We start from the raw sequence: 14,515 nt of genomic DNA, 5'->3' as shown, positions 1-14,515 counted from the left end.
TTGGGCTCCGGCTCCGGCCGCAGCGGAGGCCGGGGCGATAGCGGCGGCCGAGGTCGCCGCCGCTAAGAGCGTTAAGGCGCTCCGGAGACGAGCCCGCGGGCTCTTTCCGGCAGTGCCCTGCTGCCCTGCCCTAAGTAAGCTCTTCTGTCGGGCTCGAGCCTTGCTGCGATCGCATTCTGACCGGATCGGGCTTGTTCCTTCCGAGCGCGGCGAACTCAACCGATCCGAACTCAAATAAAGCCGGAGATTCTCTGTTCGACAGAGAATCTCCGGCTTCTTTTTTATTTTTTCGGGAAAGCCGCGTAGGCGGTAAAGCGACTGCGCCGACGTAACGGATCGTCGATTCGTTAGAACCGCAAAACAACCCGTTTGGAAAGGCTAACGGATCGTCAATTCGTTAGCCGCCTGATTCGCTTCTTTTTCGGCTCGAAATCCGCGTATTTTCGTTCTAAGCGTCATATAGATCCGTTAGAATTCAAAAATCGCTCCGAATGCATGCTAAGCTTTACCTCGATCCGTTAGAAACCGAAGTTTGATTCGCGAGCTTTCTCCGAAGCGCGTCGTGTCAAACGGACTTGCGCATAGGGGTTCGCCTCTTCTTCCGCTACTCCCGCAAATTCCCGTACATCTTCTCCATCAGATGCCGGAATTCTCCTTTCTCTTCTTCCGAGAAGTTGCCGAACGTCAGCGTGTCGATCTCTTTGACCGCGTCCTGAACGCGGCGGGAGATTTCGCGGCCTTCCGGCGTCAAGCGAATCCGCCAGACGCGCTGGTCGGACGGATCGGAGAACCGCTCCACGAAGCCGGATTGTTCGAGGCGCGTGAGCATAACGGTCAACGTGGCCGGTTTGATATGCATCTTTTCGGCCAATTCTTTCTGGTTCAAGCCTTCGTGACTGGAAAGAATAAAAAACACCGGGGCTTGGCCGGGATGAATGCCAAGCGACTGGTGAGCGGCATGCATACGGGTATGATGAGCGCGAAGCGTTCGGATCAAAAGGTGGGTCAGCTCGGCGGAATCGGAAAACATGGTAACCCTCCTCGAATGATGAAATGAACTCGTTCCTTCCGGGTAGAGGTCCTAAGACGGAAGGGGCACGTTCAGATATACCAGAAAAAAGAATTCAGCGTCAAGCGATCCAAAGTCGTCCTTTTTTCGTATCCGCTATCAACAACACGATAAAAAGTGTTCTTTTCTCTGAATTTAGCAAAAATTGTTTTTTACTATCAGACTTTATGATTAAAAAGTAAGCACGAGAGAGAAGGTGACCGTATTGGCTTACGAATCTTATCGCAACGAAGAACCGCTGAACAGCAAGATCGAGCACTTGCGACACGAACTGCTTATGATCACGCAGCATAAAAGTTTTTGTGACCGGGACGTTGTCGAGTTAAGCCAGCGGTTGGACGCTTATATTGTACTTGCGCAGCGGCAGAAGTCCGCAAGGGCGGAAGCTCGGCAGTTGCAGCCGACTCTGCTATAAGTCGTACGGCGTTTGACGATTTGCGATAATAAGCAGCAGACCTTGACGTTGAAGCCTTACAATGAAATCTCGTGAAAAACCGCTTTGTCAAAACGTATGGATTCCGGCCCCACCGATCCGTCTTTTTGAACAAGGCGGTTTTTTCTGTATCCGAATTTATAAGCAAAGCGAAACGGACGGCGAAAACGGACCGTGTTTACATTTTTTATTTTTTTATTTTTTTGTTATCTTGATGTAGCAACGCTTTACCGGTACAATGAATCTAGTGCCTATACAGGCAAAATACGGGACGAAATGATTTGGAATAATTATTGTTTTTTGAACAAAAAGTAGAAATTTTTACGAGATATGCTATACTGCATATTAAATAAACCTTTTGTTAAACGCTAACTTAACATAGAGAGGAATTCAAAATGAAGGATACCGGTATGATTCGTAGTTTGGATAGTCTCGGACGGATCGTGATTCCCAGCGAAATTCGAGGAACGCGAAATATCGAGATCGGCGACTCGTTGGAATTTTTCGTAACGGATGACGGCATGCTCGTCATGCGCAAGTACAAATCGACCGAGTGCGCGTTCTGCCGCACGTTGGACAGCGTTGTCTATTACAAGGATCAATTCGTGTGCGCTTCGTGTCTGGAAGAATTGAAGCACGCTCCGGCGGTTCCCGTGAATCATGTGCCCGCGGTCGAAGAATCGCCTTCGAAGAAGCGGATTCGGGTCTCGGATATGCTGCCGCGTCTGGAGCAGGCGTTGATCGACCATCCGGAAGCCAGCCAGAGCGAGATCGCCCAGATGCTGGGAATCAGCCAGAGCCGGGTCAGCCAGCTCAAGAAGCAGCTCAAGTACAAGGCGTAACGCGCCGCCAAACTACCGATCTTGTACTTTCCTGGTGGAAAGGGCCCGAGGACCAAGGGGGTTCTCGGGCCTTTTTGTCATGTCCGGAGAATCGGGAAGGTTAAATTTAACTTGACATATGATAATGATTATCAGTATCTTAAACTGTAATGAAGAATCGATGAAGAACCGATGATTTCATATAGATACCCGAGCGGTCTTACTTACCGCGCACCGAATGATGATGTCCGAACGTTTGTTGTCGACAGCAGAGGAAGAACCATAAATCGATCAGAAGGCTTGCATGCGCGCTTGGAAGAGATGCGCCTCGAGCCCCGAATTTTTCGGAAGGGAATGATTTGCTCTATGTTCCGTTTAAGCACATCGCATCTTGATATCGCCTATGAGGATCGTTTAATCGTCAAGGATCTGAATATCGAAATTCCTCAAGGCAAGATTACCGCTCTGGTGGGCGCCAACGGTTCCGGCAAATCGACGATCTTGAAGACGATGGCGCGCTTGATGCGTCCGAAAGGCGGCAGCGTGCTGCTCGACGGCAAATCCATCCATAAACAGTCTACCCGCGAAGTCGCGAAGCAGCTCGCGATTCTGCCTCAGACGCCGACCGCGCCGGAAGGATTGACCGTGACCGAACTGGTCTCCTACGGACGTTTTCCGCATCAGAAAGGCTTCGGCACGCTCAAAGCCGAAGACAAGAAGATCGTGGAGTGGGCGCTCGACGTGACCGGCATGCGCCAGTTCCACGACCGCCCGATCGATCAGCTGTCCGGCGGACAGCGGCAGCGGGCTTGGATCGCGATGTCGCTGGCTCAAGAGACCGATATTCTGTTCCTCGACGAACCGACGACTTATCTCGATATGGCGCACCAGTTGGAAGTCTTGCAGCTTCTGCATGATCTCAACAAGACGGAAGGTCGAACGATCGTCATGGTCGTGCATGACCTGAACCATGCGTCCCGTTTCGCTCAGCATATGATCGCGATCAAGAACGGCCAAGCGCTCGCTTCGGGCACGCCGCTCGAAGTCATGTGCCCGCTGGTCATGCACGAAGTCTTCGGCATCGAAGCGGATATCGTGACCGATCCCCGCACCGGCGTACCGCTCTGCCTGCCGTATGCGCTCTATGCGCTGTCGGAAGAGCGCAAGCGCGAGGCTACCCAGAAATCCGCGTCTTTGTCGCAGCAGACGGGCGGAGAAACGCTGCGTACGGCCTCTCAATAATCCGGTCGGCAGAGAATCGTTAATCAGGACCGCGTTTCGGCAATCGCTGCCGAAGCGCGGTTTTTTGGCATTTACGAGCGCTCAAACAAGTTTCTATGATAAAAAATACGGTCTGACCCGTAACGGCCGTATGCGAACGCTCACATTGTGTCGAAGTTGTGAACTTTGTGAAAAATGATGCATAACCCCTTGCGCTGTGAAAAATGTCACACTATAATAAGATTATCAGGTGAACGAATTCACAAGAAGGTGCATATAACCTGGTGAAAGGATTCACAAGTCGAAGCCGGTTGTCGAGAAAGATTACAGGGAACCGATCACGCAAACGTCGGCAGTCTGCATGTTATAAAGTTACTTTTTTCACAAACATCAAGTATTCGCGAGTCTCACCCCATACATCATCCCAATTGGAGGAATTCATTTATGAAGATCGCAGTTATCGGTTGTACGCATGCAGGAACCGCCGCTATCGTCCGTGCCGCCAAGCTGTACCCGGAAGCGGAGATCACGGTCTACGAACGCAACGACAACATCTCGTTCCTCTCGTGCGGCATCGCGCTGTACGTCGGCGGAGTGGTCAAAGATCCGAACGGATTGTTCTACTCCTCGCCGGAACATCTGATGACGTTGGGCGTGACGACCCGGATGCGCCATGAAGTGTTGAACGTCGATACCGAAGGCAAGACGCTGATCGTCCGCAATCTGGAGACGGGCGAAGAGTTCGACGATACGTTCGACAAACTGATCGTGACCACGGGTTCGTGGCCGGTCGTACCGAAATTCGAAGGCATCGAACTGGAGAACATCATCCTGTCGAAGAACTTCAACCATTCCAATACCATTATCGAAAAAGCCAAATCGGCGAAAAAAGTCGTCGTGATCGGCGCGGGCTACATCGGCGTCGAGCTGGTCGAAGCGTTCGAAATGAACGGCAAACAAGTCACGCTGATCGACGCGGAACCGCGCATCTTGAGCAAGTATCTGGACGCGGAATTCACGGACCGGATCGAAGAGTCGCTGATGGATCAAGGCATCAATCTGGCGCTGGACGAGAAAGTCGTGCGTTTCGAAGGTCAGGCGGGCAGCGTGCAAACCGTCGTCACGACCAAAGGCTCGCATGAAGCCGATCTCGTGATCTTGTGCATCGGGTTCCGTCCGAATACCGAACTGCTCAAAGGCCAAGTCGACATGATGCCGAACGGAGCGATTCTCGTCGACAACTATATGGAGACCAGCGCGAAAGACGTATACGCCGCGGGCGACAGCTGCGCGATCCGTTACAACCCGACAGGCAAAGCCGCTTATATCCCGCTCGCGACCAACGCCGTGCGCATGGGCGCGCTCGTCGCGATGAACCTGGTCGAGAAGAAAGTGTCTTATATGGGTACGCAGGGCACGAGCGGCATCAAGATCTACGAAGACAATATCGCCGCGACCGGCATGACCGAAGAAGCGGCGAACGAAGCCGGACTCGACGTGGCGACCGCCATGTTCGAAGATAACTACCGTCCGGAATTCATGCCGGAATACGCCAAAGCGACGTTCAAGATCGTGTTCGAAAAAGACAGCCGCCGGATCGTCGGCGCGCAGCTCATGTCGAAAGTGGACCTGACCCAGTCGATCAATACGCTGTCCGTCTGCATTCAGAACAAGATGACCGTCGAAGAACTGGCTTTCGTGGACTTCTTCTTCCAACCGCACTACAACAAACCGTGGAACTACCTGAATTCCCTCGGTTTCGCCGCGATGGAAGCCGAACCCGCACCTGCCGCCGAATCCGTCGAACAAGCCGCCAAAGCCAAAACCAACGTTTAATCGAAGGTGCGTCTTTCCCTTCATGCTAGATATAGCTTGCTCCCGCCTGCCGATAAGAATCGGCAGGTTTTTTTATGCCCTTTATTTTTTGCACGAAAAACGGACAGAAAGCCTAGACTTCTGTCCGCCTTTTTCCCTTAATCCAAACAGAGCTGCAGGCTCGCCTTTTGATCCGTTCTTGATCGATTCCGGCCGCCACAAAGGCGGGAGAATTTCAGTGTAGGAGCTAAAGCATTTCGAAGAAATGCACTTCGGAAGCATATGCTGTAGGTCGCCTTTGAAATCGAGAAAATTCCTTACTAAAATTTGATCGCTTTTCTCGATTTCAACACGCGATCTAAGACCTTTCGGAGAAAGGTTCGTCGGAAGCATATGCTGATGAAATTCTCCTGCCGACTCGCGGCCCCCAGAAACGAACAGGAACTTCCAAAGGTTCCCAGGACTAAAGCTCAAGCCCCCCATACCACTCAGGAGCCCCCAGCTCGAACCCCCTATAGTCCGACCAGATCCGCTCCGATCGCCGCAGCGTATCCGTAATCTCCGGTTCTCCGAACGGCACGGCCCAGACGATCGCGAACCAACATTCCATGGCGCAGTACAGCGCCATCCGGCCGAAGAAACTCGGATCATGCGGCCCGGCCGCCAGATAGCCGTCGAGTTGGCCTCTGGCGAACGGCAGACTGATCCCGCTCGTGAACGTGACGAGCCGGTTGAAATCCCGATACGGATCGCCCGTGGCCGAGCGATTGAAATCGATGATGCCGAGGCTGCCGTCCGGCCCCAGAATCATGTTGCCGGGGTGATAATCCCCTTGGCGGAAACCGGCCGGCACGCCGTCCAGCAGCGGCAGAAGCGCTTCGATCCGCGCCGACAGCTCCGCGTCGAACGGCAGGCGATAGCCGCATTTCCCGTAAGCCTCCCGCTTGCGGGCCAGCTCTCGGCGCACCGCGACCGCCGGCGGCTCCGCGTCCGCCGGAACGGCCAATCCGTGCATCCGGCGCAGCCATTCGCCGGCCTGACGGCCCAGCCGGTACGCGTCGCTCTCCGGCAGATCGGGCAGCCGATCCTGGGCATCCTCGCCCTCGATCCAGCTCAGCAGCGAATAGACGAACGGCGCGCCGCCCGGCTCGCCTTCTTCACCCGTGCCGGCGCGTTCGCCGAAAGCGATCGGCCGCGAACACGGAATCCCGAGCGCCGCGACTTGGCGCACCCGCTCGAATTCGGCTTTTTTAGCTTCCGCCAGCGCGGCGTCGGAACAGCGCAGCAGCAGCCGATCTCCGCCGCGCGTTTCGATCCGGTATTTGCGGTCGGCCGACCAGCCTTTGTCGATCGGCTCCGCCGCCGTCCAATCGGCAGACTCGGGGATATTCGCCATCCAGAGGGGAAGCCCGCCGGAAGACGCTTCGTTACGGTTCATTCGAGGCACACACTCCTTTTCCCATATTCTTATCCACTATAAAGGCCCGGCGCAAACTTGAATAGGGAGCGGCAGGCGGCGAAAGCAAGAAATCCCCGATGGACAAAGAAGGAAATGAATTTCCTGAAAATACGTGAAATTATTCACTTTATCTCCGAAAGTATGACCTTTATCACGTACCTGTGCGATCTTCTACGCTAAAATGAGGTACGACAAGAGACCTTTCAAATTTTAAGCATAAAGGGGAAAACAACAATGGCTTACAACAAACCGGCGCAAATCGCGGAAGTCACCGTCGAAAACGGCGTCAAGAAAGCCCATAACCCGCTTTCTTCCGTCCTGATTCTCGGATTCTTGGCCGGAGCGTTTATCGCGCTCGGCTTCCTGCTGGATATTCGCGTCATCGCGAATACGCCGGCCGAGTGGGGAAGCATGGCGAATTTCGTAGGCGCGGCGGTGTTCCCGGTCGGACTGGTTCTGGTTCTGCTGGCCGGCGGCGAGCTGCTGACCGGCAATATGATGGCCGTGCCGCTGGCTCGCATGGCGCGCCGGATCACGACCGGCGAGATGCTCAAGAATCTGGTGCTGATCACGATCGCCAACTTCGCGGGCGCGATCTTCGTAGCCTACTTCTTCGGCCACGTCGTCGGATTGACCGCTTCGGGTCCTTATCTCGACAAACTGGTCGACATGGCGGGCCATAAGATCGACAGCACGTTCCTGCAATCGTTCATTTCCGGCATCGGCTGCAACTGGCTGGTCGCTCTGGCCGTATGGCTCAGCTACGGAGCGGACAACATGAGCGGCAAGGTCCTCGGCATCTGGTTCCCGACGATGGCGTTCGTCGCGATCGGCTTCCAGCACGTCGTGGCGAACATGTTCCTGATCCCGGCGGCGATCTTCGAAGGCCACTTTACTTGGGGACAATACTTCGCCAACTTCGTTCCGGTATGGCTCGGCAACCTGACCGGCGGCGCGATCTTCGTAGGGGCCGCTTACTGGGCCGCTTACCTGCGCAAATCCGATTCCGCGCAAAGCGAGGCGGCCGCTCACGGAGCATACGGCGCGCAAGAATTGAAGAAACACGCTTGATCGGCCGCGAAAATTTCCGACTGCCGAGTCCTCGAAAGAATCAGAACCTGCACTTAAGCGGCAGGTTCTTTTTCTTTTTCCGCCTAAATTCCGCCCGAGCCCCGCACTAAGCTGTAAAAGGCGAAAACTTTCGTGTCAGCTCTACCCTTTTTCCTCCGCGCGTCCTCGATTATGCTTCTTGTATCAAAGCAAATAACCCGGACATACAGGTGTCCCGGTTCGGCGACTATACTTGATAAGGAAGCGAACAAATGATCGCATTCGGCCGGACCAACACCGATAAGGAGGAGAACAGAATGGAAGCGAACCATCCGTACATGCTGGAGAAGTTGAGAGAGGAAGAAAAAGAACGTCTTCGCGAAGTGGATCGCAACTACTGGCGCCGCGCGGAGCAGATGAACGGAGAACGGAAACAGTGGCGTTGGGGCGGAAGACAGAGCGAGAAACGCCGGTAATGACGCGAGCGGCGGATACCGGCACGACGCGGTCCGCTCGCGAATAACCAAAGAAAAACGGCTCCGCATAAGCGGGCCGTTTTTCCCGATGTCTCGTAAAATGAGACGGAATACGCGCCGGCAAGCCGTTCGCGTTCGATGAACCGCCGACTTGCCGTCAAGTACGGTCTTCGGTCAGAATCCGTTTCGTCTCCGGCATCCGGTAAGCTTGCATCCGGTCCAGAAGCGCGGCCGGTTCGACGGCGGTCAGCATCATTTCGCGATGCTGCGGAGTGACGAAGCCTTCGCCGGTCATCCGGTCGAACAGCGCGATCAGCGGATCGTAGTAGCCCGCCGAATTCAGCACGCCGATCGGTTTCGCATGCAGGCCGAGCTGCGCCCACGTAAAGATCTCGAAATATTCTTCCATCGTGCCGGAGCCGCCGGGCAGCGTCACGAATCCTTCGGCCAGCTCCGTCATCTTGGCTTTGCGTTCGTGCATCGACTCGACCATGATCAGCTCCGTCAGGCCCGGATGAGCGATCTCGCGCACCTGCATGAAATGGGGGAGCACCCCGATCGCTTGCCCGCCGCGTTCCAATACCGCATCGGCGACCGCGCCCATCAGCCCGAGCCGCGAACCGCCGTAGACGAGCGTAATGCCTCGCGTGCCGAGTTCGCGTCCCAGCGCTCGGGCGCTCTCCATATACGCGGGCGACGCGCCTTCTCTCGAACCGCAGAATACCGCAATGCTGTTTAGCATGAATGAAGTCTCCTTTTCGTCGAAGAATCGGTTTGCATATAGCCCAGCATAGCATAAGGCGCAGAAGGCCGACACCCGAACGCTTTGTAAAAATACGGAAAAAAGCACCCGCGATTCGCGGGTGCGGCCGGATTGCCGGGAGAGGGCGGATATTCAGAACTGCCAAGAATAAAGAGACTTGCCGTCCGCGTCCAATCCTTCGACGTATTGAATCTCGCGGTCCCATTCTGCCGGAATCATATAGGTCGCTTGATCTTCCGCGATCGGAATGCGGCGGAGGCTCTCGTCTTCGAAGTGGATGACCACTTCGCGAATGCGTTGGTCATGCACGCTGCCTCCGGTCCAAGAGACGCTTCGATTGCCTTCGCCGATCCCCATCGAACCGTTACCCGGCACCAACGGCAGTTCCAGGCCTTCGTCGGTCATTTCCCGGGAGAAGTTCAGTCTTTTGTAGATATAAGTCTCGCCTTTCTTTTTCGCGAGGATCGTTCCGGTATAATCTTCGCCTTTGTACCGATAAGGGAAAGACGCCGCGACATACCCGTCTTCTTCCACTTGAGAATCGATGCGGATGCCCGAAGGCTTATGTTTGTATTCGTAAGCGGCCGCGCGTTCGACCAAAGATGCCAGCGACTTGCCGGAAATGCGGGACTGCGTACCGTTCAACGTGTAGCCGTAACCGTGTTCGGCGGAAATGTCCACTTCGTTCGGCTCGCCGGTCGGACCGGCTTCCGCCAGGTTTCTCCATGCGTCTTTGTTCTGCGTTTCTTTGCCTTTGTTCCACGTGAAGCCCGAACCGGAAGCATATCCGATAGACGGACGCTGTTGATCGGGATAACGTTCGGCTCCGGCCTCGATGAGCCTGCCTTTGGCGAAGTTCGTCGCCAGCTCTTGCGGCGAGCAGGCGGACAGCAGCAGCAGGCCTGCAATCGCGGGAATCCATATGCTTTTTCGCGGCAAAGCGTTCTCCTCCTTACATGGCTGAATTTCCATTATGGCTGTATCGATCGACGGAAGGTTCAAACGGGAACTTCTCTTCCGTAAACGTTTTTGCGAAAGGAAAAGTTGGCATAAAAATAAATTAGCCTTCACAAGTCCGGGGGAAGGAGCTTGTGAAGGCTAATTTCGGGAGTGGTCCATGATATGGCAGTAGGAACAGTTCATGAAGGGGACATCACTTACTGTCTATTTGCCAATGCTTTTTAATACCCGCGAGTCCCTCCCGTTGAAACACCGCGTCAAATAACTTCCCGAAAATATTTAACGGCGAAATATGCTACAATAAAATCCTGAAAACCTATCGGATTCGACCGAAGTTCGATTCGAGATCCGATTCTCGAAAGGAGCCGCCTTTCATGTCTATGACCGAACAGCCGAACGGCGTGTTTCCCGCGGTCTGTCCGCTCGATTGCCCGGATACCTGCGGCCTGCTGCTGCATAAGGAGAACGGCAAGATCGTCAAGGTGACCGGGAATCCCGACCATCCCGTCACGCGGGGAGCCATCTGCAACAAAGTCCGCAATATGGCCGAACGGGTGCATCACCCGGACCGTCTGCTCTATCCGATGAAGCGCTCCGGCCCGAAGGGTTCGGGGCAGTTCGTCCGCATGTCTTGGGCTGAAGCGATTTCGGAAATCGCGGAGAAATTCGGATCGTTGTCCGCCGAGCACGGACCCGAGAGCATCCTGCCGTACAGTTTCTACGGCAATATGGGCGTGCTGAACGCCGAAAGCATGGACCGTCGTTTCTTCGGCCGGCTGGGCGCTTCCAAACTGGATTACACGATCTGCCAGTCGGCGGGCAGCGCCGGTTGGAAATATACGATGGGCTTCGGCGGAGGCGCGAGTCCCGAAGACACGCTGAACGCGAAGCTTTTTATCGTCTGGGGCGGGAATATCGTCAGCACCGCCATGCATCAGGCGGTATGGATGGAACAAGCGCGGAAGAACGGAGCGAAGGTCGTCGTGATCGACGTGCACAAGAATCTGACCGGCCGCCGAGCCGACCGGTTCGTTCCGCTGCATCCCGGCACGGACTCGGCGCTGGCGCTCGGAATGATGCACGTATTGTTCGAGCGCGGCCTGGTCGACGAAGCGTTCCTGCGCCGTTATACGCTGGGACACGAAGAACTGCGCGAACATGTCAAAGCGTACACGCCGGAGCGCGTATCGCGCATCACGGGCGTGCCTGCGGCCGATATCGCGCGGCTGGCGGAAATGTATGGCGAAGCTTCGCCGAGCCATATCCATATCGGCAACGGGCTTCAGCATCACGATAACGGCGGCATGGCCGTGCGCACGATCGCTTGCCTGCCGGCGTTGACGGGCCAGTGGATGCGCGGCGGAGGCGCGTTCAAGTCCAACAGCGCGTACGCCTCGCTTAACGACGAGGCGCTTCAGCGCCCGGATCTGCGAGCCGAACCGCGAGCGCGAACGATCAATATGAACAAGCTGGCCGACGCGCTGCTGACGCTGGAACCGAAGATTCGGGCGCTGTTCGTCTACGGCAGCAATCCGGCCGTCGTCGCGCCGGACGCGCAGCGCGTGCGCGAAGGCTTGATGTGCGAAGACCTCTTCACGGTCGTGCACGAGCTGTTCCTGACCGATACGGCGAAATACGCGGACATCGTTCTGCCGGCATCGTCGAGCTTCGAAAATACCGATCTGTACACGTCGTATTGGCATCATTACGTGCAGCTTCAGGAGCCGGTTATCGAAGCCGCGGGCGAGAGCAAAAGCAACTTCGAATTGTTCAAGCTGCTCGCTCGAGCGATGGGCTTCGAAGAAGAGGCGTTCCGGGAAGAAGAATCGGCCGTCGTCCGGGCGGCTCTCGATTATCCGGATAACCCGTACCTGAACGGGGTAACGTTGGAACGGCTTCGCGAAGAACGGTTCGTCCCGCTCGACATGTCGCCCAAGAAAGGGTATCTGGATCGTTTGAAGACGCCTTCGGGCAAAATCGAATTGTATTCGGAGCAGCTTAAGGCGATCGGCCTGCCGCCGCTGCCGACTTATATGCCGCTGAAGGAAGGCTACGACGGAGAGAACCGCGGCGAACGCGAAGCGATTTCCGCTTATCCGCTGATGTTCATCAGTCCGCCGAACCACAATTTCCTGAATTCTTCGTTCGCCAACGTGGCGAAGCACCGCTCGATGGAGAAGGAACCGCTGCTCCAGATTCATCCGGAGGATGCGGCGGCGCGCCGAATCGAGGACGGGCAGCTCGTCGAAGCCTATAACGACCGAGGCGTCTATGCGCTGAAAGCGTCGGTTACGGAAGCGATGCTGCCGGGAACGGTGATCAGTCAAGGCTTATGGTGGAGCGGCCCGAACGGGGATTCCGGCAGTTTGCCGCCGGAGACGCCGGGAGGACGGCAGCGCCGCGGATTGGCGAACGCGTTGACCTCTTCGCGCCTCGCGGACATGGGCGGCGGGGCGACGTTCTTCTCGACGACGGTCGAAGTACGCCTCGCGGAAGCCGCACCGCAGGTGAGAAAGCAATAGATTTCCCGCTCGTCCGACGGTCGGCTGCGCTCGAAGCGGCTTCGATCGTCCCGGCGCGGGCAGCAGAGAGAGGATAACGGACTTTCATGAACGGGCTTCGACGATACCCCAGAGAAATTCAAGCGCTGCTGCTGGCCAGCTTGATCAATTCCACCGGCAGCGCGCTGATGTGGCCGCTGACCACGATGTACGTATTCGGCGAGCTGGGCCGCAGCATGCAGGACGCCGGACTGGTGATCCTGCTGCAATCGCTCGGCGGCATCGCCGGGCAGCTCGTCGGCGGCGCGATGTACCACCGGATCGGCGTCAAGAACCTGCTGGTCGGTTCGCTGCTGGTCAACGCGCTGGCGCTGTTCGCGCTGCCGATCGTCAGCGCCCATTGGCCGCTGTACATGCTCGCCATGCTCGTTACCGGCTTCAGCAACGCCATGACGCTTCCGGCGATTCAAGGATTCGTCGGCTTTCGCTTCTCTTCGCGCCGGGGCGAGATCTTCAATACGATTTACGTAGGCAATAATATCGGCGTAGCGCTCGGTACGGCGCTCAGCGGTCCGCTTGCGGAGATCTCCTTTCCGCTGACGTTCGTGCTGAACGGCGTCACCTGCTTGCTGTTCGCGGGATATTTCTTCGTTTATCTGAATCGGATCGATCGTCAAGAAGGCGGGCTGCACGTGCAGACCCGGACGGTGAAACGCGAGAGCAAGGCGCTGCCTCTTCTCGTGAATACGCGCGTCTATCTGTATATGGGGTTGGGCGCGCTGTTTCTGTGGCTCGGCAACTGCATCTGGAACGGCGGCGTTTCGCCGTCGATTCTGTCGGAAGGCCGGCCCGCTTCGCATTACAGCATCCTATGGACGATGAACGGCGTGCTGATCTTCGCTTTGCAGCCGCTCATTTCTTGGATCAAACGCAGCTTCGCCGCTCTGCCGGAAAGTCAGATGACGGCCGGCAGCTTGTTCTATCTGTCGGGCTACGCGATCATCCTGCTGGTTCCGCATTATTGGGCGATGGTGCTCGCGATGTTTCTGGCGACGATCGGAGAGATGCTGTTCCAGCCCGCCATGCCCGCGTTCATCTCCGAACGTACCCAAGCGGACGCGCCGTTCTATCTGGGCGTATCCGGCGGGATCGCGCAGGCCGGGCGCGTGATCGGTCCTTATATCATGGGCATCCTGTATGACCGGGGAGGACTTGAGCCGGTCGCGTGGTCGGCGGTCGTTTCGGCCGTTCTGTCGTGCGGGTTCTTCGTATGGAACCATCGGCTCCAGCGCTGCGCTGCCGATAGGAAAGGGCATATTCGGAAGGCTTAAAGACGGGCGCCGGATAGGGGAAGGCGTTCGGCTCATTCGGAGGAGGAGCAGGGATGAAGCGGATACAAGAAGGCGAAATCACGATTCGGGAATCGCAGGTCAAAGATGCCAAGCCGCTCATGCGGATCGATAAGCTGGTCTGGAATTCGCGCAACTCGCCGCAGATTCCGGTCTGGAAATCGCGTACGCATTATCTGCGCAACTGCCCGCCGGAGAATCAATTGGTCGCCGAGTGGGACGGCGGCGTAGTCGGCTGCGTCGGCTGGCGTCCGCCTACGTTGATGTTCAGCAACGCGCACGTTACGGAGCTGTACATCGCGGTACACCCGTCTTATCAGGGTTACGGCATCGGCCGGCGATTGATCGAAGCGGCCAAGATCCATACCCGGCATCGCGGCATCAAGAAGCTGCGGCTGCGGGTGCTCTCGACCAACGAACGCGCGGTGCAGTTCTACCTGCGCTGCGGATTCGTCGTCGAAGGCCGTCTCGAACGGGAATATCAGATCGACGGCCGGTACGTCGACGATATCCTGATGGGCTGCTGGCTGCTCTGAAGCCCGGAAATCTCCGGGCTTCGCGGCACAATGGACGCGGTCTTGAACCGCGACGCGAGCCG

The 14,515-nt window shown here is 56.4% G+C and carries 13 protein-coding genes; 9 read left to right on the top strand and 4 right to left on the bottom strand.

Translation table 11 applies throughout. The features are described 5' to 3' along the window. Positions 1-604: 604 nt before the first annotated feature. Positions 605-1,030 carry a MarR family winged helix-turn-helix transcriptional regulator gene (locus CDO73_RS24980; protein ID WP_088491214.1) on the bottom strand — a complete coding sequence of 142 codons (426 nt, stop codon included), beginning with the start codon at positions 1,028-1,030 and terminating at the stop codon, positions 605-607. 235 nt (positions 1,031-1,265) lie between these two features. On the opposite strand from CDO73_RS24980, the gene CDO73_RS24975 reads away from it, so the two are divergent. The 4 genes from CDO73_RS24975 to CDO73_RS24960 all read left to right on the top strand — a co-directional run bounded on the left by CDO73_RS24975 (position 1,266) and on the right by CDO73_RS24960 (position 5,380). After that, a complete protein-coding gene (locus tag CDO73_RS24975; RefSeq protein ID WP_256972846.1) occupies positions 1,266-1,484 on the top strand; it encodes an aspartyl-phosphate phosphatase Spo0E family protein in 219 nt (72 codons plus the stop codon). 428 nt (positions 1,485-1,912) lie between these two features. Then, a complete protein-coding gene (locus CDO73_RS24970) occupies positions 1,913-2,344 on the top strand; it encodes an AbrB/MazE/SpoVT family DNA-binding domain-containing protein (protein ID WP_256972845.1) in 432 nt (143 codons plus the stop codon). Between the two features lie 345 nt (positions 2,345-2,689). Further along, positions 2,690-3,565: an ABC transporter ATP-binding protein gene (locus CDO73_RS24965; RefSeq protein ID WP_088491211.1), complete on the top strand. Its 876-nt coding sequence runs from the start codon at positions 2,690-2,692 to the stop codon at positions 3,563-3,565. Between the two features lie 423 nt (positions 3,566-3,988). After that, positions 3,989-5,380, top strand: coding sequence for an FAD-dependent oxidoreductase (locus CDO73_RS24960; protein WP_088491210.1), 1,392 nt, complete (start codon positions 3,989-3,991; stop codon positions 5,378-5,380). A 442-nt stretch (positions 5,381-5,822) separates the two neighbouring features. Here the strand turns inward: CDO73_RS24960 and CDO73_RS24955 are convergent, their stop codons facing one another. Beyond that, a complete protein-coding gene (locus CDO73_RS24955; RefSeq protein ID WP_088491209.1) occupies positions 5,823-6,797 on the bottom strand; it encodes a phosphotransferase family protein in 975 nt (324 codons plus the stop codon). Between the two features lie 255 nt (positions 6,798-7,052). Between CDO73_RS24955 and CDO73_RS24950 the strand changes: the two genes are divergently transcribed. After that, the gene (locus CDO73_RS24950) at positions 7,053-7,889 is read left to right on the top strand and encodes a formate/nitrite transporter family protein (protein ID WP_088491208.1); all 837 of its coding nucleotides are present in this window, start codon (positions 7,053-7,055) and stop codon (positions 7,887-7,889) included. A gap of 296 nt (positions 7,890-8,185) precedes the next feature. Beyond that, on the top strand, positions 8,186-8,344 hold the full coding sequence (locus CDO73_RS26915) for a hypothetical protein (RefSeq protein WP_179218832.1): 159 nt from the start codon (positions 8,186-8,188) through the stop codon (positions 8,342-8,344). Between the two features lie 157 nt (positions 8,345-8,501). Here the strand turns inward: CDO73_RS26915 and CDO73_RS24940 are convergent, their stop codons facing one another. Continuing rightward, positions 8,502-9,086: an LOG family protein gene (locus tag CDO73_RS24940; protein ID WP_088491206.1), complete on the bottom strand. Its 585-nt coding sequence runs from the start codon at positions 9,084-9,086 to the stop codon at positions 8,502-8,504. Between the two features lie 153 nt (positions 9,087-9,239). After that, complete coding sequence (locus tag CDO73_RS24935; RefSeq protein WP_088491205.1) at positions 9,240-10,046, bottom strand: hypothetical protein; 807 nt, start codon at positions 10,044-10,046, stop codon at positions 9,240-9,242. A 401-nt stretch (positions 10,047-10,447) separates the two neighbouring features. On the opposite strand from CDO73_RS24935, the gene CDO73_RS24930 reads away from it, so the two are divergent. The 3 genes from CDO73_RS24930 to CDO73_RS24920 all read left to right on the top strand — a co-directional run bounded on the left by CDO73_RS24930 (position 10,448) and on the right by CDO73_RS24920 (position 14,453). Further along, positions 10,448-12,589 carry a molybdopterin-containing oxidoreductase family protein gene (locus CDO73_RS24930; protein WP_088491219.1) on the top strand — a complete coding sequence of 714 codons (2,142 nt, stop codon included), beginning with the start codon at positions 10,448-10,450 and terminating at the stop codon, positions 12,587-12,589. A gap of 86 nt (positions 12,590-12,675) precedes the next feature. Beyond that, complete coding sequence (locus CDO73_RS24925; protein WP_088491204.1) at positions 12,676-13,899, top strand: MFS transporter; 1,224 nt, start codon at positions 12,676-12,678, stop codon at positions 13,897-13,899. Positions 13,900-13,952: 53 nt separating this feature from the next. Continuing rightward, positions 13,953-14,453: a GNAT family N-acetyltransferase gene (locus CDO73_RS24920; RefSeq protein WP_088491203.1), complete on the top strand. Its 501-nt coding sequence runs from the start codon at positions 13,953-13,955 to the stop codon at positions 14,451-14,453. Positions 14,454-14,515: the final 62 nt, after the last annotated feature.

The sequence above is a fragment of the Saccharibacillus sp. O23 genome (assembly GCF_002205895.1).
Taxonomy (GTDB): Bacteria; Bacillota; Bacilli; order Paenibacillales; family Paenibacillaceae; genus Saccharibacillus.
This window is presented reverse-complemented; position numbering and strand designations above follow the sequence as displayed.

Excerpts from the sequence above, each read along its gene's own strand:
- CDO73_RS24920 (WP_088491203.1), top strand. The coding sequence starts at position 13,953 with ATGAAGCGGATACAAGAAGGCGAAATCACGATTCGGGAATCGCAGGTC.
- CDO73_RS24955 (WP_088491209.1), bottom strand. The coding sequence starts at position 6,797 with ATGAACCGTAACGAAGCGTCTTCCGGCGGGCTTCCCCTCTGGATGGCG.
- CDO73_RS24965 (WP_088491211.1), top strand. The coding sequence starts at position 2,690 with ATGTTCCGTTTAAGCACATCGCATCTTGATATCGCCTATGAGGATCGT.
- CDO73_RS24960 (WP_088491210.1), top strand. The coding sequence starts at position 3,989 with ATGAAGATCGCAGTTATCGGTTGTACGCATGCAGGAACCGCCGCTATC.
- CDO73_RS24950 (WP_088491208.1), top strand. The coding sequence starts at position 7,053 with ATGGCTTACAACAAACCGGCGCAAATCGCGGAAGTCACCGTCGAAAAC.
- CDO73_RS24940 (WP_088491206.1), bottom strand. The coding sequence starts at position 9,086 with ATGCTAAACAGCATTGCGGTATTCTGCGGTTCGAGAGAAGGCGCGTCG.
- CDO73_RS24930 (WP_088491219.1), top strand. The coding sequence starts at position 10,448 with ATGACCGAACAGCCGAACGGCGTGTTTCCCGCGGTCTGTCCGCTCGAT.
- CDO73_RS24980 (WP_088491214.1), bottom strand. The coding sequence starts at position 1,030 with ATGTTTTCCGATTCCGCCGAGCTGACCCACCTTTTGATCCGAACGCTT.
- CDO73_RS24970 (WP_256972845.1), top strand. The coding sequence starts at position 1,913 with ATGATTCGTAGTTTGGATAGTCTCGGACGGATCGTGATTCCCAGCGAA.
- CDO73_RS26915 (WP_179218832.1), top strand. The coding sequence starts at position 8,186 with ATGGAAGCGAACCATCCGTACATGCTGGAGAAGTTGAGAGAGGAAGAA.
- CDO73_RS24925 (WP_088491204.1), top strand. The coding sequence starts at position 12,676 with ATGAACGGGCTTCGACGATACCCCAGAGAAATTCAAGCGCTGCTGCTG.